The following is a 17,720-nucleotide window of genomic DNA, read 5'->3' on the forward strand; positions in this document are numbered from 1 at the left end:
TTCGCACTCAATCTGTATCGTAGCTATGGTTTCCAAAACATGGCTCAAGCACAACGTCTCGCTGGCTTTAGTCTTAACATACTTAAAGACCTATTTAGAATGAAATAACCCTGGTGAACCAATGAGTAAATTCACTGACGGGGCGACAGCCCCGTTAAAAGTCGTGCTGATGGCGAATAGAAGCAATTTACGATAAAAATCGTTGCGAGTTAATGCGAATAAGACCAAACAAGATGTCATTCTTTCAGAGGGGTTTGAGAGCTATGTTGTTGATTAGGTATACGTTTTGACGGGGTGACAACCCCGTCAGGTAAATTCACTTTGTTTAAGTGAATGTAAGAATAAGAGCAAGTAATTACGCGCTCACACAGATGCCTGTTGACGCTGATAGAGTGAGTAATACAATCCTTTTTGTTGCATCAGTTCCAAGTGGGTTCCTTGTTCCATTAAAACGCCTTTTTCCAGTACCAATATTAAATCTGCTCGCTTGAGTGGTTCAAATCTGTGAGCAATCATAAATACTGTGCGATTTTGCGAAACCTTCTGGATGTTTTGTAGAACTTGTTGCTCAGTTTCACTATCAAGGGCGCTAGTGGCTTCGTCGAGAATTAAAATCGGGGCTTGCGAATGGAAAAGACGAGCTAAAGAAATTCTTTGTCGCTGTCCGCCAGACAAGGCTGTACCGCGCTCTCCGACAGGGTTTTCGTAACCTTGGGGTAGTTCGCTGATAAAGTCGTGGGCGGCTGCTAATCGAGCAGCTTCTACAACTTGTTCGGCGGTGATATCAGGATTGCCCAAGGTGATGTTTTCTAAGATGGAACCGTTGAAGAGAAAATCTTCTTGGAGAACTACACTAATTTGTTGCCGCAGAGATGCTAAATCAGCACTTTTAATATCAAACCCATCGATAAGAATGCGCCCTGATTCAACACTATAAAGTCGCTGCAAAAGTTTAGAAAGGGTACTTTTTCCTGAGCCACTTCTACCAACAATTCCAACAAACATTCCTGGCTGAACTTTGAAAGAAATTCCGCGTAAAATTGGTTCTTGATTGGTATGGTAGCGGAAGAAAACTTGATCAAAGGTGACTTGACCTTTTAAGGTGGGTAAAACTAAACCGGAACCTGGTTCGGCTTCGGGGGCGACGTTGAGAATATCTCCAATTCTGTCTACAGATAGTAGAACTTGTTGCAGGTTTTGCCACAGTTGTACTAAACGTAGAAGTGGCCCGGTCATCCTTCCTGATAGCATTTGAAAGGCGACTAGCTGACCGATTGTAAGCTTCTGGCTGATGACTAGGGTGGCTCCAAACCAGAGGATTAGTAGGTTGGAAAAGTTGGTGAGAAAGTCGCCGATGTTGTTGCTAATATTGGAGGTCGTGGAAGCTTTAAATCCGGTGCGGATGAAACGGGCAAATAATCCTTCCCAGCGATCGCGTGTTGTCCTCTCCGCCGCATGAGCCTTCACAGCGTGAATCCCCGTCACTGTCTCGACGAGAAACGATTGACTGTCCGCACTGCGGTTAAAGGTTTCGTTCAGCCAGTTACGCAGAATCGGTGTGGCAACTATTGACAAAATGGCAAACAAGGGTATTACCGCCAGCGCCACAAAGGTGAGTTTGACGTTGTAGTAAAACATCAATGTCAGGTACACCACGGCAAAGATGCTGTCTAAAATCACAGTCATCGCCGTACCAGTGAGAAACTGGCGGATATTTTCCAGTTCCTGTACCCGCGCCACCGTGTCTCCCACTCGGCGCGACTCAAAATAAGCCAAAGGTAGCCGCATCAGGTGCCGAAACAACTGCGCTGATAAGCTGAGGTCTAGGCGGCGTGCGGTGTGGGTAAAGATGAATAGGCGCAAAATGCCTAAAACTGCTTCAAATATAGCAACAGACAACAGAGCGATCGCCATCACGTCCAAAGTCGGCAAACTCTCCTGCACCATCACCTTATCAATCACTACTTGCGTAATTAATGGTGTAGCTAAACCCAACAACTGCAACGTGAAAGAGGCAAACAGCACCTCAGACAATAATCCCCGATAGCGCCAAACCGCAGGTAAAAACCAACTGAGATTAAATTTATCCTGCTTTTGGATCGGTTCAACTTGCCAAAGTTGCCCATCCCAAGCAGTTTCCACCGCAGACAGAGGAATGCTTTCGCAAATTTGACTGGGATTGAGGGGATTAGCGATAATTAAGCGATCGCCTCTAATCTCGTACACCACAACCCAGCTTTCCTGTTCCCAGTGCAGCAACGCTGGCAAAGTTAGCTTTCGCAACTCTTCAAGCGAAACTATCACCCGTCGTAGCACTAGCCCCATTTTTTCTCCAGCTTCCACCAGATTTCTAGGGCGTTGTCCCCGCAACTGGCGCTGCACCCATTCTAAAGGGGCAGGGTTTTCCAGCTGCTGCGCCACCATTGTTAAACAAGCAGCGGCTGTATTGAGACTGGAAACAAAGGGATAATTTTGTATCGGGGCGCGTCGCTCATTTTCTACTGTGGCATCCAACGCAGGCAAAATATCTGCGCTACCTTCCTGCTGCCAGAAACTATCAATTTCTGGCGATGAAAACTCACTCCACAGCGAAGTATCCCAACGCACTACTATCACTTCTTTGCTGGCTGCTACCGCCTTGAAAAGCCCGGAAAGCTTCTGCAAGTCACCAAACCAATCTCCTGCTTCCAGAGTTGCCAAAGGCTTAGCAGCGCCTTCTTCCCGCAAACGCACCTTCCCAGACACAATAAAAAACTGGTCGCCGGGACTCTCCGTAGACCAAATTTTTTCTCCCAGAGTGTAGCGACGTGTCTCGGATTGAGTTTTAAATTGCGCTTGCTCTTCAGGAGAAAGCAAGCTTAAAGGCGGCGCATCCCAAGGCAAGTTATGAGATTGATCGACAATTATCAACTTACTTGCAGCTTGACCGTTAGTTTTTGAATTTTCGCTGCTAACCATTGCTCAAAAAGTTCATTTTGTAGTGCTTCCTTTAGCTGACCATCTTCTAATGAGGCTGGAAGAAACTGTTCAACTCGAAACAAAGCCCAAGTTTGTTCCAGTTCTAACGGCCCGACTAACTCGCCAGGACTTGCTGTATCAACAGCTGCTCTGAGTATATCCGGTAGGGTTCCTCTACTGACTGGCCCCATCATGCCATTCACAATGCGGTCGTCGGTGAGAGAATATTCTTTGGCTAGTTGCTCAAAGCTAGATCCTTCATCAATTTGGCTATGTAACTCCTCCGCCAATTCTTGTTTATCGACAACAAGGCGAGAGAGTACCACCCGATCTAAAAAAATTTTACGTTCGATGAAATATTCTTGTAATTTTGGCTCTGCAATCGTCGCTTTAAGCTTTGCTAACTTAAAGCCGGAACTAACTTGATTGTGAAAACTTGCATAGTCTGTACCGTTTTGAGTTAGCCATTCTTGGAAACTCTTAGGGTCAGTCAAACCGCGCTGCAAGCGAAAATCAATCACTGCTTGCTCAATTGCTGCGGAACTCGGCTGCACTTGGAGTGTTTGCAATTCTTGCTCTATTACGTGCTGGCGGAGGATTTCGCCGATGAAAGTATTGAGTTTTCCAGAGGATTGTAAATATTTTAGAGCTTGCCCAAGGGTTACGGGCTGCTCATCAACGATCAAAAAGGCTGCTTCCATGAAGTAACGAGGTAAGTAGATGTCCAGAACTTATACAATGTCTGGTTAAATTATTCCGTACTTGCTGGGATTCCCAAGCAAGTCTAGTGTAGTTGCCCCGATCGCGATCGCGCTTTTGTGTCATTAACGTTTACAAAAGCTGCCGATGCGATGAATCCCATAATGAAATAGGTTCTCCACATCTATTATCTTCTAATCAAAGAACCACAGTCCACAGAAACCCGGCTTCAAGGAAGAAACCGAGTTTCTAGAACCACAGAGTTATTTTTTAAGCGGTAGCGATCGCGATAGATCGTATATCAACATTAGTGCGTGCAGAAGTGGTATTGTCACCCAAGAATAGGAAGTTAGGTGTCTCATAAGGATCGTAAGGCAAAGCGCCAGCTATGGTGTTGGTATGATCAAAGGCAGTGTAGTCGCGGAGTGCGCCCGTCAAGATTTGGGAACCATTGGCCAGAAGCTGGTAATTGTTACCTTGGACTCTCAGATCGTATTGGGTCATGCTGGTTGTTGACCTCAAAACTCCCTCACTGTGAGTGAAAAGTGTTCGATTAGGGCCATTAGGCACATTGGGGCCACCATCCTGCGCCCAAATTTCATTATTCCAGAAGCCTAGCTCAATGCCCTTCTGTCCGTCGCTGCTGATGGTAGTGATGCTGAAACCAGCCCGGTCTTGTTTTCCGTCGTTGTTATCATCGCTGGTGTGAGCTTCGCTGTTAATCTTCACCTCGAAACTGATGGTATAGCCACTATTTCGGTCAAGGGTGGGGAATAATGGATTGACCAAAGTAGCAGGTGAGGCTTCTCTATAGTTGCTATAGCCAGCCGGAACCAGGTTATTTGAAGTGCTATTTAAGTTGACCCCGCCGCCAGCGAGGGCTGTTTGAGTGCCAGCAGGAACGAAGGGAGGTAAGCCTTGAGTTCCAAAAGCTAGATAGCCTTGGGTATCCGGTGTACCCGTTCCATTGTAGAGGGTGTAGGAATCGGGAACGGAATTTACTGTCAGCGCCAGTGTTTTACTATCGCTCAAAGCAGCACCGCCTGTATTACCCTGGTCATTAACACTGATGTTAATGGTGTCAGTACCAAAGTAGTTAGTGTTGCCTCGGTAGGTAAGATTACTAAAAGCTGTGTTAATGGCTGCTAACGTCCCAGTGAAGATCATGGTAGAGCTACCGTTTCCTCCTGCTGGACCAAAGCTAAGTCCATTTGTGGAGCCAAAGGTAAGTTTACCTTGGCTGGCTGATAAAGTGACTCGCACGGGGTTACTGCCAGCATCGCGATCGCCGATACTGATCCCTGTAATTGTTAAATCGGTGTCTTCATCTACAGTTTTGGCACCAGGTACAGTTATTACAGGCGCATCGTTCACTGGGATTATAGTGATGCCTCTACTTACCGTCGCACTCGTACCACCGTCACCATCAGTCATCGTAAAGCTGACAGTACGGTTAAGGTTGGATTGATCGTCGTAGCTATTCTGATAAGTGATGTTTTGCACTAAGGCTTGGGCAGCAGTAGCAGTGGCATTACTATTAAAATTGACGGAAAAAGAAGTAAGTCCACCGCTATAAGTACCGATAACGGTTCCCCCGTAGGTGATCGTATTACCCGATACTCCAATCTGACCAATAGCTGTACCTTGGTTGCGAATCCCTAAGATATCAGAAGCGTTAGAGACTGGGCTTAAACTTACGTTTAGGGTGCCAGTATCGAAGTTGGGGGAGGTGGTATCAGTAACAGTTGCCCCCGCCCCAATTAGCGCTCCTGGGCCGTTCTCAGTATAAGATACGGTTCCAGTTGGCAGTCCAATGACGGGTGCGGTATTGATGGGAGTGGCAGGATTGGCAGACATTCTCAGGTTGTAGTAACTATCGCCCCTTTGCCGATAAACTTTGACGAAGTAGGTGCCTGCATCTAGAGTGGCACCGATGTATTCTCGATAACTACCTCTTCGAGTTGAACTAGCGATCGCTTGATTCGGATTGCTGCTGTTGAACAATTGAACATTGGCATCAGCGCTCAGTCTACCAAGGGTAAGGAACAAGCTGCTGCGACCACTGAAAGTGAATTTATAGTAGTCCAAGGGATCGGCGGCACCCACAAAATCCCTGTAGGGAGTGACATTGGTAGTGAGGTTGATATTTCTGGCTTGATTAAATGAGTTTCCGGCATAATCTGCTGGCATGACCATCCCCTCCTGAAAGTAATAACACTACTGATTACTCTATTTATTTCTTTCTTGTGGAGGATGACAAGTTTATTAGTCAGATTTAACTAATCTTCATGCGTCGCTTTATACAACCTTCACAAATCTCTGCACTCAGGAAACAAAGCGATCGCATTCTCAACCCATTCCAGCAGACACAGCTAAGGCTAATAATATAGCCGCGATCGCGCCGATCAATGTATTCACTACATTTACTAATTCGTTGGTAAGCCATTCTAGGCGACTTTGCAATGTGGCACCAATTACACTTTCTAAATTGGTAGCAATAAACGCCGCCAACACACACAAAAGCACACCCAACAGGTCGATTGTACCAACTCCCCAGCCAACGAACGCGATCGCTGCCGATGCCACTATCCCAGCTAAAGTCCCCTCTAAAGATACCGCCCCTTCGGTTCCCCGCGCCACGGGTTGTAAAGTGGTGATGAGAAATGTGCGTTTACCGTAAGCTTTCCCGACTTCACTGGCGCAAGTGTCCGAGAGTTTGGTGCTGAAACTCGCCACGTAACCCAACAATAGTAGGGGTATCCATTGAGGTTGTGCTAAATAATTAGCCACCAGCACTCCCAAGGCGCAGAGTGTCGCCGTAAAAGCCGAACCCCAGACATTTTCTGGCCCCCGTGCGCCAGAACGTTTTTCCGCAATTCCCTCGGCTTCCTTTTGCGCCATACCGATGCGCGTGACACCAGAACCAACGAGGAAATAAAACATTACCACTAAATATCCGGGAAAGCCGAGGGTTCCCCAGATGATAACGCCCAGCGCCCAACTATGGAGTAATCCCGCCGGAGTAAGAAGCTTTTTCGGGGCGAAATAGGCGACAATCGCCAAAATTGTATTCAATGCGATCGCTACCAGCCACGGATTGACAGAATTAATCGTAGAGAGCATTAGCATAAATCTCAAAACATTAAACTAATTCAAAATAGTTCCGCTAAGCCAACAGCCATGAACCCAACAATATTTCATCTTGCCTTTCCCATCACCAATGTTGCTCAAGCCAAAGCCTACTACGCTGATGGACTCGGTTGCAAAGTTGGACGGGAAACACGCGATGCTGTAATTCTAAATTTATCCGGTCATCAACTCGTTGCTCACGTCACCAAAGAACCTCTTACCCCGCAACGAGGTATTTATCCTAGACACTTTGGGCTGATTTTTACCGCCGAGTCTGACTGGGAAGCAATGCTTAAACGGGCGCAACAACGACAGCTACAATTTTATCAAGAGCCTAAGCATCGCTTTCCCGGTCAACTGACAGAGCATCGCACTTTTTTCTTAGAAGATCCGTTTTATAATCTGATGGAGTTTAAATATTACGCTCATGCTGAGGCGATTTTTGGCGTTCGGGAGTACGCTGAAGTTGGCGATTCTGCTTAGGAGACGCTTCGCGATCGCTCTTAAGTGGTTCTGAGAGTGCCTCAGCCACAGTTTTAATTGCCCTAATGTCTGTAATCATCCACGGGTGGAATAATATCGGCAGCTGCACGTCCTTACCTACAGGCATTTGCGAACTTTTCGGAGGCAAAATTATTAAATCGTAAGGTGTCCAGATAGAAGTGAAATTCAGCTGCTCCAGCATCTCGACATCCCGATTCAAATCATATAATAAACCGCTATCAGGTCGCATCTGACAGCAGCCTTCGCCATTGTGAAAGTATCCTGCCCAGGTTCCATTATTGGGTGCTGATATAGTAATAAAGCGCTGCACCCGCTTGATTCCCCCCAGTCGCTGCACGTAGTAGCGGCTGACAATGCCTCCCATACTGAAGCCTACTAAATCTAGTGGTTGTTCTGGTGCAAAGGTTTTGGCAATGTAATCAGCAACCTGCACAGCCAGAGAGTCAAGACCCGCTTCCCCAGTGTTGGGAAGGAGACTAATATCGTATACAGTCCAGCCTCGCTGTGTCAGGTAGGGAGCCATTTTATGAAATACGGCGGCTGTGTCGTTGATGCCGTGAACCAGTAATACGGGGTTGGGTTTGTGGCTGGAGTTCATTTTGCTCATAGTTTCATTTAATTTCAGCTTAGGCTGATGCGATCGCTTCTTTCGACGAGCCTGGGACACCCTGCCCACTGGCTGACTTCTTTACCAAAATCTGAGACAAATGTAAAGTATTGCAACCAGGTAGCAATCTGCCATTGGTAAGCATCTGGGTAACTGTACTTGATGAAACAAACAAGGTAAACTTTTATAAAGAAGTATCGATGAATCTTGCGCTTGTCCGCCGTAAAAATTCATAATTCGATCTGGATAACAATTGTAGGGATGCCGCGTAGAGCAAATGTAAAGCAACGCCCTTTTAGAAGGAGCAGTTCTGTGTGGTATTTGTAATAACACTCTTGAATCAAAGTTAGAATTGCTTGTTGCAATTTTTTTGAATACTGAGTCAACGTCATCTAAGCGCCAGGAGTAATCATAAATGTTCGGTTTTATCAAAAAATTGTTCGGTGGAATTGCCGCTTTCTTCGGAGGGCTTTTTACCTCTGAAAAGTCTGAGGACAACAAAGCTATAGCTCCTAAAGCTGGCAAAAAGTCTGGATACTACATGGAGTTTGACGAGTCAAAAGACTCTAACGAACAGAAGAAGGCTGAACCAGTCAAGGCTCAACAATCCCAAGAGAAGAAGCCAGAACCAGCCAAGACTCAACAATCCCAACAGAAGAAGCCAGAACCCGCAAAAGTAGCAGCGTCTACTGCTAAAAAGGATTCACCAAAGTCAGATAACAAGTCTGAAGAAAAAGCTGAAGCAGCAGCAATAGCTCAAAGACCTAAAGTTGAGCTAGTTCAGACTGCTAAAGGAGTTGAGGCAGTACCTGCTACTACTAACGGCAAGGTTCCATCCTCGAATGACACCACTTTTGCTCCCAAATATTTGAACCCAGTTACCAGTTCTAAGAGCCGTCGCCGTCCAGGCCCCAGCATGAGCAACTTCATGGATATGGCACGTCAGGTGAAAACGCCTAACTCATAAAAAGGCTTTCATTCGATTCCCTCTAAAAAAGGGGCAGCAAAAGGCAAAAGAAAGAATCTTTTGCCTTTTTTTATTCTGGTTTTTTGCCTTTTATACCACCGGTTCACTTAACGTTTTTTGCATTATTTTGGACTTCTGAGGAAAACCAGCCCACTGTACAACTGGAAGGCAGGGTCCCAGAGGGTTTCTTCGCGGCGAAACAAGTGAATGTGGGACTTGAGGCGTTTTAGCATTTCGGCGTAATCTAGGGCTGATTGGGCAAAAAGGTTGAAATCAGACCAAACTGGTGTCTGTTGCAGCTGCTGGTTTAAGAAAGTGAGTAAATTATTCCAGTTAGTGCGGTTGGTGGGTTGATTGGACTGCTGTGAGTTGAAGGGAATACCCTTCGGAAACTGGTAGCTGCTGTCCGAGAGGCGGAGTATGCTGCGTCTGGCGGGGAGATGCAAGTCGCAAAATTGCGCGTAATCTTGGGTTTTGGTTTTCCATTGCAGCTTGTGGTGGGCATCTTGGTCTACAACTTCTTCAAAAATGGGTAACTGTCCCTCTACGCGATCGCGCACTTCTGACCAGCTAAAGTTGAGAGAACCAATCTGAGAACGATCGTTTTCACAAACCACGCTAACTTGCGGAGTAACAGAGACAAAATGGCTGACTTTGAAAACGTTAATTTTCTCAATGTCTGCCAGATTTGCCCAAAAACAAGGAATGTCAGCTTGCTGCAATTGCTGGCTGTAGTATCGCATTTCTCCTACCAAGCCAGTACGGTACAGCCGCCAGCCGCGACTGGGCAATTGTAGGCGTGCGCTGTAGGGGTCTAGCTGCATAATCCGAGCTAAACTTTGGGCAGCTGATTGTTTTGCCTCCTGACTCAGGGCTTCCAGAACTAAGACACCAGCTTCGGTATCTTCTTTTGAGGCGGTGGCTTGCGCGATCGCTTGTTGCCGTTTTTTTTGGGCGATCGCTTCTAGACGTTGCAATCCTTGCCGTGCTTGCGACATAATTTTCGGATTGGTTGCATCCCTTAACAGTTGCCGATAAACAGTTTCTGCCGCCTCCAGCTTGCCTGTTTCTTCGTGCAGTCGTCCTACATAAAGCTGCACTGTAGGATTTTGCGGCATTTGTTTCACCAGGTTTTTCAGCAACCAAGCAACTGTTTTATAGTCTTTGCGCTCAAAGGCTTCCGCAACTTGTTCCAGCATGGAAAGAATTAAAAATTAAAAGTTAAAAATTAAAAATTCGAGCAGTTGATAGATAATTTCCATCCTACTTTACCCAACAATTTTTTCATCTTCAAAAGCAGCAGCTACCAGAGATAAGGCGACAAGTGGGGCGGTGACGGCTCTGAGGATGCGACGACCGAGAGAAACAGGTTGGAAACCGGATGCGATCGCATTCTCGATTTCAGCAGCCGTCCAGCCGCCTTCTGGGCCTGTTGCGATCGCAATGGATGGGTGTTGGGGATTGGGGATTGGGGATTGGGGATTGGGGGAATCACCGCTCCCAGCAAAATCTTTATTTTGCAAACAATCTCGTAAATGGGGAGAGTCGCCACGCGCAACGCAGATATAATTTTTGTCCTTTGCCAATGACAAAGCTGTGGCAAAGGGAACAGGATCTAAAATTGTTGGTACGATTTGACGTTCTGATTGCTCAGCTGCTTCTGTAGCAATTCGTCGCCAGCGTTCGAGTTTCCCGCTGCTGGGGTTCAGGAGAGTGCGATCGCTTACTAATGGCACAATTGCTACTACCCCCACTTCGGTACTGTAGCGCACCACTTCATCAAAACCGTTGCCTTTTGGCAAAGCTGCCATCAGCGTAATTGCTACTGGCAACTCTGTGTTTGGCTGGAGAATTGGTTCTAGAATCTGCGCCTGATTGCCCTCTAGTTTAGCCAGCCACCAGTGTCCGAGTCCATCCATAGCAATAAAGCGATCGCCATCCCGCAACCGCAACACCCGACTCAAGTAATGCTGTTGTTCAGCCGTCAGGATAATTTGCTGGTTCTGAAATTGCGAGGGTGCGATCGCTAGTCTTTGCATCGCCAATTTGTTTTCCCACTACTATCAAACTTTTAATTTTAGCTGGGAAAACTTTAGCTGACTTAATATGTCACCTGGCTAGTATCTACTGCTTTAGTACCATCTACTTTGGCAGCTACCTGTTCTATATGACTCAAGATGGATCGATTAGGTACAGAGCCTTTAAGTACGATAGTTCCACCATCTTGGACGATATCAAGGGTTTCAATATTCTTGATGTTCGGATCTTTATCAAAAGCAGCTGCAACCCGCTTTACTAAACCGTTGGAATCGTATTCGCCCTCAAGTCCCATATTTTCTGGAGGTGGGGGAGGCGAGTGTACCCCAGCTTTCTCGCGCAACTCCAAGTCATACTCGCCAGTGAGTCCGGGACTCATTTCCTCTTCAATAGCTTCAGCATCGTGCTTGCTCTCTACTTGGCTATTATATACTTGTCCAATTTGCTTTTCTAACCAAGTCATCATTCTTCTCTCCTAACGGAGTTTCTGTATCTTCTATTACACATCTCCCTATTTCTAATTGCATCCCCCATCGGAAATTAGCCATCCGGTATAGAAATTAATCCCAAATAGGGTTGCTTTTAAAGTTTAAAATGCTAAAGCGAACGATTTGTTGAGTTAGCTAAGTAATACTTCTGACTTTTGTTGCGTAAAGCTTAGCCGCACACATCCAACCTAAAACTACAACTGAGAGTGACACCAGAAGATTAAAGGCACGCCTAACTACACCTTTGAAACCAATTACCACCAATCATCAAGGGATTGGGGATTGGGGATTGGGGATTGGGAAAAAGTCTTACCTAGTCCCCAGTCCCCAGTCGCTAGTCCCCAGCCCCGATTACTCTGGCGACGCTTGGTTAGCCTGCAAATAGGCTTCAATAGCATCACTCGCTAACTGAGTCACTGGCTTACCCTGACGAGCTGCCTCTGCTTTCAAGCGAGTATATACCTCATCGCGAACATTGATCCGACGGCGGATTTTAGCGGCGACTTGAATTTCAGATTCTTCTGGCAGTACCACCTCATTAATTAAGCCAGCATCTGACTGGGGTGATACAGCTTCAGATTCATAATCGACGGTAAACTGGCGAATAGCATCAAAACCGACGCGATCGCAAAAATCTCCGAAACTCTCCTCAGTTTGTCGCGACTGCTTGAAGAAGACAAAAATTGGCTCTAACTCAGCTTCCAGCTCGTTGATGTGCAGCCGATCCATGTATGCTCTTGAAAGCCGCGTTTGGTCAGGCGAAGCCCCCAGCCAAAGCTGATAAGACTCAGGCGCACTGCCAACGAAGCCTAACTCTGCTAAGTAAGGACGCGCACAACCATTCGGACAACCTGTCATCCGCACGATAATCTTTTCGTTTGCCAATCCTACTTTTTCTAGTAGCGATCGCAACCGATCTAGAATACTAGGCATCGCCCTTTCCGACTCGGTGATTGCCAAGCCGCAAGTAGGCATTGCTGGACAAGCCATCGAATACCGCACTAACGGATCGATCTTATCTGCATCTAGCTCAATTCCGCAGTTTTGAAGAATCTGGCTAATTGCCTGTTTCTGTTCTGGTTCAATTTCGTAAATAATCAGGTTATGGTTGGGTGTCAGGCGGAAGGGTAAGGCAAATTTCTCCTGAATTTCCCGAAGTGCTGTCAAGAGTTTAAAGTCGCCTTCGTCTTTAATCCGACCATTTTCGATGGAAATTCCCAAGAAAAGCTTACCATCGCCTTGTTCGTTCCATCCCAGGTAATCTTCGTATTTAAACGGCGGTAATTCCTTAAAAGGTGCCAGTTTTTTCCCAAAGAAACCTTCGACAGTTTCCCGGAATTTCTCGACTCCCCAATCCTCAATCAGATATTTCATCCGTGCATGACGACGGTTGACGCGATCGCCATAATCTCTTTGAGTGGAGACAATTGCCTTAATCAGGTCGTAGATATCATCTTTTTCTACATACCCAATTGGGTCTGCCATCCGGGGAAACGTTTCTTCTTTGTTGTGAGTGCGTCCCAAACCACCGCCAGCAAAGACGTTAAACCCTTCTAATTCTCCAGAAGCGCTGGTTATTACCACCAAGCTGACATCCTGGGAATACAAGTCTACCGAATTATCTCCCGGTACGGTTACGGCACACTTAAACTTCCGCGGCATATAATGCTCGCCATAAATCGGTTCTTCTTTCCCGTGTATTATGGTGCCGTTGCCGTTGCGTTGACGCGCCGCTTTTACCTCTGGATTTTCTTCAGCACTGATAGCTTTTTCGCCATCCAGCCAAATCTCGTAATAAGCACCAGTCTGAGGTGTCAGCAGCTCGGCTATATTATTGGCATACTCCCAGGCATACTCGTATTCTGGGCGATTTTTAAAAGGTGCTGGTGGTGCCATCACGTTGCGGTTGACGTCGCCGCAGGCTCCCAACGTCGATCCCATGCTGTTTATTATGGATGCGATCGCGCTTTTGAGATTTTTCTTCAAAATCCCATGCATCTGAAAGCCTTGGCGAGTCGTAGCGCGTAGCGTCCCATTACCATATTCAGAGGCCAGGCGGTCTAAGGTCAGATACAGTTCTGGTGGTGTGAAGCCCCCCGGATTGCGGGTTCGCAGCATGAACTGGTAATCTTTCTCCTGACCCTTAACCCGGTTATCCCGGTTGTCCTGCTGGTATGAGCCGTGAAACTTGAGAATTTGAGTAGCATTTTCTGTGAAGCAGTTGGTGTCTTCCAGCAGCTCACTTGCCACTGGTTCACGCAAATAGTTACTGCGTTCTTTTAGTCCTTCTACTTTAGAAAGCTTTTGGACTGGGGAAATCGGAGATTTTACCATCGGAACTATGCGGCTGAGAGGTTTAATATCACCAGTAAATCGGTCGGAATTTCGGTGTATATCTTTATGGTACTATCACCACTCTCAGTCTCTTGCGATCGCCACCAAAAACCTTGAATTTTAATAATAGTTACAGAAAGCTGGGGAGGAGGGGATTGAATGAGAAAAATTTCTCGTTCCCAGTCCCCGGCTGGCAAATGGCCACAGCCTCCTGTAAAGCGTTCCCCGGTGGCTAGAACAGGACTTACCCACCAGTAACGCAAATGAACCGCTGTTAGCGCTTAGACACGAAGGACACTAGGACTTACGCACTAGAAGGAAATCAATTTCCTAGCCCAAAGCCCAAGTCAGTTTAAACTGACTATAAAACCTCAAACCAACCCATTTCAATGGGTTTGGGCTTTGAGCCGGAACTTTAGTTCACGGCAAGTGCGTAAGTCTTGGACACAAAGGAATAAGAGTTTGAGAGGGTTTTTGAGTAAGTCCTCTGGAACAGAAAACAGAAAAAAAGACAGGCAAGATGCCTGTCCTACTTTCAGAAGATTTTAGATTTTAGATGCTTGCCTGTTGATCTAGAAACCGTAGCCTACGCCCACATTGACGCTGACAGAAGATGCAGAGCTATCTTGGTAAGGTTTGATTCCCAGTTTGGCATCACTGAAGACGACAATATCTTTGGCAACTTCCGCTTCTACACCTGCTGTCACAACGGGAGCGCTTTTGTTACCAAAGGTGGATGGCTTGCCTTCCGCTTCATGGATGCCGTAGCCAAGACCGACGTAGACGTTGGCGTTGTTGGTAATAGCCTGGTCGTAGGTAATTGTCGGGATAATGGTGCTGGTTTCATTTGTGAACTGCACGGAACCTCTAACAGAAACTGGCGTCTTTGGAACCGCGTAGCGACCTTGAATAACACCGCCGATAGCAGCAGCATCTCCGTCTTGTCCACCATTAAAAGGGTTAGCAGAAGCGCCTACACCTACATAGTTTGCATCTGTTCCTGTAGGCTTAGCAGAGGCGGCAAAACTAGAACCTAAAATTGGAGCGATCGCTAGTGCTGATAATACAGAAATTCTGGCAACTGATTTGAGAGCGCGTTTCATAATTACTTCCATCAATTCGGCTGGTTTACATTTGCCTTGTTATTCTCAATGTCGTTGTAAAAAACAAAAGGTTCCAGAAATTTGACAAGAAATTTTATTACATAAAGTAAGTTATTTTTTTAAGCCGTATACTGCTTTAACTAACCACTGGCAAGGCTTCCATCTCTTACTTGCGGTTGGTTCATTACATCTTTATGTCTAAAGTAAGATATGTCTTTACCAGAAAGCTAGGCAGCCATAGCATTCGCTTAAATTAGCTGCCTATGACGGTGGACTGTTAGAAAACTGTCACACTCCGTCCGGAAGTACAAAGTATCAAATAATGGAATATTCATTTCAACAAATGAATATTCAAGAGCGATGAATGGGGTAAAATAGGTTATAATATAGCTAGGATATTTTAAAAGAGGTTGCAGCCTGTTTATATGAAAATGAAAGGCGGCAATTGAATGATTCTCGTAGGTGGGAGAGCCGCATTTGTGTTTTGATAGCTCTTAAGGCGTGGTGCTTGAGGTTACGGCAAACGCAATATAAGCGTTGGTTGGGTAACGCTATCAACCTACAATTATTATGTGAAAAGCAGCATAGAAGGCAGGCAGAGAAATGCTAACGCGCATATACACTTGCGTCGCGTCCGGAAGCTTTTGCCTGATAAAGAGCCTCATCAGCTGCCTTTAACAGCGTTTCCGGTAAGGTATCGCGATCGGGAACCGTACAAGCGACACCCAAACTGAGGGTGACATACTCGCTGACGAGGGAACTGGCATGAACAATCTTTAATGCTTGCACGGCGGCGCGAATTGTCTGTGCAACTTTAAAAGCACCGCTTCCGGTAGTATTTGGCAAGATCGCCGCAAATTCTTCGCCACCGTAGCGAGCAACTAAATCCGCAGGTCGCTTGAGAGCAGTGGCGATCGCGTTAGCGACTGCAATTAAACAGGCATCCCCAGCTTGATGACCGTAGGTATCATTGTAAGCTTTGAAACAGTCAATATCGCACATGATCAGAGACAGAGGAATGCGATCGCGTTTAAGCCGCCGCCACTCTTGGTCTAAGTATTCATCAAACCGGCGACGGTTTGCCACCTGAGTCAGACCGTCTAAAGTAGCAAGGCGCTGTAATTGAAGATTAGCGGCTTGCAATTGTTGATAGAGTTCCGCTTGTTGAATTGCCATTCCCACTTGCGTCGAAAGCGATTTAAGCAAATCGATTTCCCAAGGTTGCCACTGTCGGGCATCGCGACACTGATGAGCAACCAGCAACCCCCACAATATGGGGTGTGAAGATTCAGAATAACTAGAATCTCCCAAGGTTTGAACCCTTTCTTGTAGGATGGGAACGACTAAGTTAGCTCTAACCTGAAATCGCTCCAACAAATTGATGTGACACTGGCTGAGTCCGGATGTATAGATATCTGTCACCGCTTGGATGCGACCGTGCTGATAAAGACGGACGTAGTTTTCACTAAAGCAACGATCTGCGATGCAGGTTCCCAGAATGGGAGACCATCTGGGGTCTTGTGACTCCACAGTGATAACACCACTCCAGTCTGGTTGAAAACGGTGGACTAAAACGCGATCGCACTCCAGAAATTGCCGCACTTCTGCTACTGTAGTGTTGAGAATCTCGCCCAGATCAAGAGACTGACGGATGCGCTCTAGCATTGATCCGATCAGTCGTTCCCGGAAACATTGCAGCCGCAGCGCCTCCTCAGTGGCTTTACGCTCGGTGATGTCGGTGATAGTGCCAATGAAGCCGACAATACTATTCCCTTGCCCTTTTTCTGGTACCGCCTGACCAAAAACCCAGGTTACTACTCCGTCAGAACGCCGAAACCGATACTCGTAGGCAAAGGTGCAGTTTCCTACCATTGCTTGGTGCCATTCAACGAGCAGACGTGAGCGATCGTCAGGGTGTATCGCTTTTACCCAGCCTTGTCCTAGTGCCTCAGCCAGCGTCAGTCCCGTGAGTTCGCGCCAGCGCTCATTGACATACAAGCAGTTCCCTTCAGCATCTGTGTGGAATATTCCTACAGGCGACATTTTAGCTAGGGTGTAATACCGATACTCACTTTCTTGGAGAGCTTCTTCTGTCCGCTTACGCTCAGTAATATCAGTAGTTGACCCCGCCATCCGATAGGCTTTGCCAGTTTCGTCTCGAAATGCCATCCCACGACAGAGAAACCACCGAACACTACCATTTTTGTGCAGCATCCGGTGTTCAATTTCAAATTGAGGTGTTAACCCTTCTATATGGATATTCGCTGAAGTCATCACCCATTCCCGGTCATCAGGAGATATCAGCCGCAGCCAAGCAGCTTGGTGATTGGGGATTTCCCGATCCGTATAACCCAGCATCGCTTTCCAGCTGGGGTTGAAATACATTTCACAAGTCTGGAGATTCCAGTTCCAGAGTCCCACCTGACCAGCTGTGACTGCTAAGGCATAGTGTTCCTCTGCTTTGTGGGCGGAAGTGATATCCTTCATCTGACACCTCTGTGAAGATTCCCATTCACCCTAAAAAGTAAGTTTTTTTGCCATGATAAGCGCAGTCTAAAGTAGATGGAGGAAATGTTACAGATAGTGTTTTCTTGGGGTGTGCCATGTTGCTCCAATTGCGCTATTTTTGACGCAACGTTTGTTTTAGCTGGTGACGTTCTAGATTTAGGGATAGTTGCTGGAAGGTAAGTGGGGGGATTTCAATTTGGTAACTCTCATGTCTGAAAGATAAGCTGTTACGCAGCTTGATTGTATAATATAAAATTAAGTACTAAGTTATTTTTAGCCACATATGCCAGCCAAAAACCATCTTTCTCAAGAACAAAAGGAACGGCTACTAAAGACTTTAAAAGAGCATGAGAATCCTTATGTAAGAGAGAAGGTGCTTATACTAT

Annotated in this window: 15 protein-coding genes; 2 read left to right on the top strand and 13 right to left on the bottom strand. The window is 46.4% G+C overall.

The features are described from left to right. Positions 1-363 precede the first annotated feature (363 nt). The 4 genes from H6F63_RS17495 to H6F63_RS17510 form a co-directional block, all read right to left on the bottom strand. The gene (locus tag H6F63_RS17495; RefSeq protein ID WP_190638820.1) at positions 364-2,958 is read right to left on the bottom strand and encodes a peptidase domain-containing ABC transporter; all 2,595 of its coding nucleotides are present in this window, start codon (positions 2,956-2,958) and stop codon (positions 364-366) included. Beyond that, positions 2,907-3,659: a peptidylprolyl isomerase gene (locus H6F63_RS17500; protein WP_190638821.1), complete on the bottom strand. Its 753-nt coding sequence runs from the start codon at positions 3,657-3,659 to the stop codon at positions 2,907-2,909. The genes H6F63_RS17495 and H6F63_RS17500 overlap by 52 nt, the downstream gene beginning before the upstream one ends. Positions 3,660-3,927: 268 nt before the next feature. Beyond that, positions 3,928-5,847 (bottom strand): pre-peptidase C-terminal domain-containing protein, encoded by a 1,920-nt coding sequence (locus H6F63_RS17505; RefSeq protein WP_190638822.1) that lies wholly within the window; start codon positions 5,845-5,847, stop codon positions 3,928-3,930. A 159-nt stretch (positions 5,848-6,006) separates the two neighbouring features. Beyond that, positions 6,007-6,780, bottom strand: coding sequence for a TIGR00297 family protein (locus H6F63_RS17510; protein WP_190638823.1), 774 nt, complete (start codon positions 6,778-6,780; stop codon positions 6,007-6,009). A 57-nt stretch (positions 6,781-6,837) separates the two neighbouring features. Between H6F63_RS17510 and H6F63_RS17515 the strand changes: the two genes are divergently transcribed. Then, the gene (locus H6F63_RS17515; protein ID WP_190638824.1) at positions 6,838-7,269 is read left to right on the top strand and encodes a VOC family protein; all 432 of its coding nucleotides are present in this window, start codon (positions 6,838-6,840) and stop codon (positions 7,267-7,269) included. Here H6F63_RS17515 and H6F63_RS17520 read toward each other — a convergent pair. Continuing rightward, a complete protein-coding gene (locus tag H6F63_RS17520; RefSeq protein ID WP_190638825.1) occupies positions 7,199-7,897 on the bottom strand; it encodes a triacylglycerol lipase in 699 nt (232 codons plus the stop codon). The two genes, H6F63_RS17515 and H6F63_RS17520, sit on opposite strands and share 71 nt — an antisense overlap. A gap of 19 nt (positions 7,898-7,916) precedes the next feature. Then, positions 7,917-8,072, bottom strand: coding sequence for a hypothetical protein (locus H6F63_RS17525; protein WP_190638826.1), 156 nt, complete (start codon positions 8,070-8,072; stop codon positions 7,917-7,919). A 240-nt stretch (positions 8,073-8,312) separates the two neighbouring features. Here H6F63_RS17525 and H6F63_RS17530 point away from each other — a divergent pair, with 240 nt between their 5' ends. Beyond that, positions 8,313-8,864 carry a hypothetical protein gene (locus tag H6F63_RS17530; protein ID WP_190638827.1) on the top strand — a complete coding sequence of 184 codons (552 nt, stop codon included), beginning with the start codon at positions 8,313-8,315 and terminating at the stop codon, positions 8,862-8,864. Between the two features lie 122 nt (positions 8,865-8,986). Here the strand turns inward: H6F63_RS17530 and H6F63_RS17535 are convergent, their stop codons facing one another. From H6F63_RS17535 to H6F63_RS17565, 7 genes are all read right to left on the bottom strand, one after another. Continuing rightward, a complete protein-coding gene (locus H6F63_RS17535) occupies positions 8,987-10,063 on the bottom strand; it encodes a tetratricopeptide repeat protein (RefSeq protein WP_190638828.1) in 1,077 nt (358 codons plus the stop codon). A gap of 69 nt (positions 10,064-10,132) precedes the next feature. Continuing rightward, a complete protein-coding gene (locus H6F63_RS17540; RefSeq protein WP_190638833.1) occupies positions 10,133-10,903 on the bottom strand; it encodes a 16S rRNA (uracil(1498)-N(3))-methyltransferase in 771 nt (256 codons plus the stop codon). A 62-nt stretch (positions 10,904-10,965) separates the two neighbouring features. Next, positions 10,966-11,367 (bottom strand): BON domain-containing protein, encoded by a 402-nt coding sequence (locus H6F63_RS17545; protein ID WP_199298106.1) that lies wholly within the window; start codon positions 11,365-11,367, stop codon positions 10,966-10,968. A gap of 373 nt (positions 11,368-11,740) precedes the next feature. Continuing rightward, positions 11,741-13,723, bottom strand: coding sequence for a sulfite reductase, ferredoxin dependent (sir, locus tag H6F63_RS17550; RefSeq protein ID WP_190638829.1), 1,983 nt, complete (start codon positions 13,721-13,723; stop codon positions 11,741-11,743). Positions 13,724-13,728: 5 nt separating this feature from the next. Next, positions 13,729-13,986 (bottom strand): hypothetical protein, encoded by a 258-nt coding sequence (locus tag H6F63_RS17555; RefSeq protein ID WP_190638830.1) that lies wholly within the window; start codon positions 13,984-13,986, stop codon positions 13,729-13,731. Positions 13,987-14,295: 309 nt separating this feature from the next. Further along, a complete protein-coding gene (locus tag H6F63_RS17560) occupies positions 14,296-14,826 on the bottom strand; it encodes an outer membrane beta-barrel protein (RefSeq protein ID WP_190638831.1) in 531 nt (176 codons plus the stop codon). Between the two features lie 606 nt (positions 14,827-15,432). Next, entirely contained in the window at positions 15,433-17,313 is a 1,881-nt protein-coding gene (locus tag H6F63_RS17565) for a diguanylate cyclase (protein ID WP_190638832.1), read from the bottom strand. Positions 17,314-17,720: the final 407 nt, after the last annotated feature.

The organism is Trichocoleus sp. FACHB-40 (genome assembly GCF_014695915.1).
Classification (GTDB): domain Bacteria; phylum Cyanobacteriota; class Cyanobacteriia; order Cyanobacteriales; family FACHB-T130; genus Funiculus; species Funiculus sociatus.

Coding starts and splice junctions, on each gene's coding strand:
- H6F63_RS17505 (WP_190638822.1), bottom strand. CDS start 5,847: ATGCCAGCAGATTATGCCGGAAACTCATTTAATCAAGCCAGAAATATC.
- H6F63_RS17560 (WP_190638831.1), bottom strand. CDS start 14,826: ATGAAACGCGCTCTCAAATCAGTTGCCAGAATTTCTGTATTATCAGCA.
- H6F63_RS17510 (WP_190638823.1), bottom strand. CDS start 6,780: ATGCTCTCTACGATTAATTCTGTCAATCCGTGGCTGGTAGCGATCGCA.
- H6F63_RS17520 (WP_190638825.1), bottom strand. CDS start 7,897: ATGAGCAAAATGAACTCCAGCCACAAACCCAACCCCGTATTACTGGTT.
- H6F63_RS17535 (WP_190638828.1), bottom strand. CDS start 10,063: ATGCTGGAACAAGTTGCGGAAGCCTTTGAGCGCAAAGACTATAAAACA.
- sir (WP_190638829.1), bottom strand. CDS start 13,723: ATGGTAAAATCTCCGATTTCCCCAGTCCAAAAGCTTTCTAAAGTAGAA.
- H6F63_RS17495 (WP_190638820.1), bottom strand. CDS start 2,958: ATGGTTAGCAGCGAAAATTCAAAAACTAACGGTCAAGCTGCAAGTAAG.
- H6F63_RS17545 (WP_199298106.1), bottom strand. CDS start 11,367: ATGATGACTTGGTTAGAAAAGCAAATTGGACAAGTATATAATAGCCAA.
- H6F63_RS17540 (WP_190638833.1), bottom strand. CDS start 10,903: ATGCAAAGACTAGCGATCGCACCCTCGCAATTTCAGAACCAGCAAATT.
- H6F63_RS17515 (WP_190638824.1), top strand. CDS start 6,838: ATGAACCCAACAATATTTCATCTTGCCTTTCCCATCACCAATGTTGCT.
- H6F63_RS17530 (WP_190638827.1), top strand. CDS start 8,313: ATGTTCGGTTTTATCAAAAAATTGTTCGGTGGAATTGCCGCTTTCTTC.
- H6F63_RS17500 (WP_190638821.1), bottom strand. CDS start 3,659: ATGGAAGCAGCCTTTTTGATCGTTGATGAGCAGCCCGTAACCCTTGGG.
- H6F63_RS17565 (WP_190638832.1), bottom strand. CDS start 17,313: ATGAAGGATATCACTTCCGCCCACAAAGCAGAGGAACACTATGCCTTA.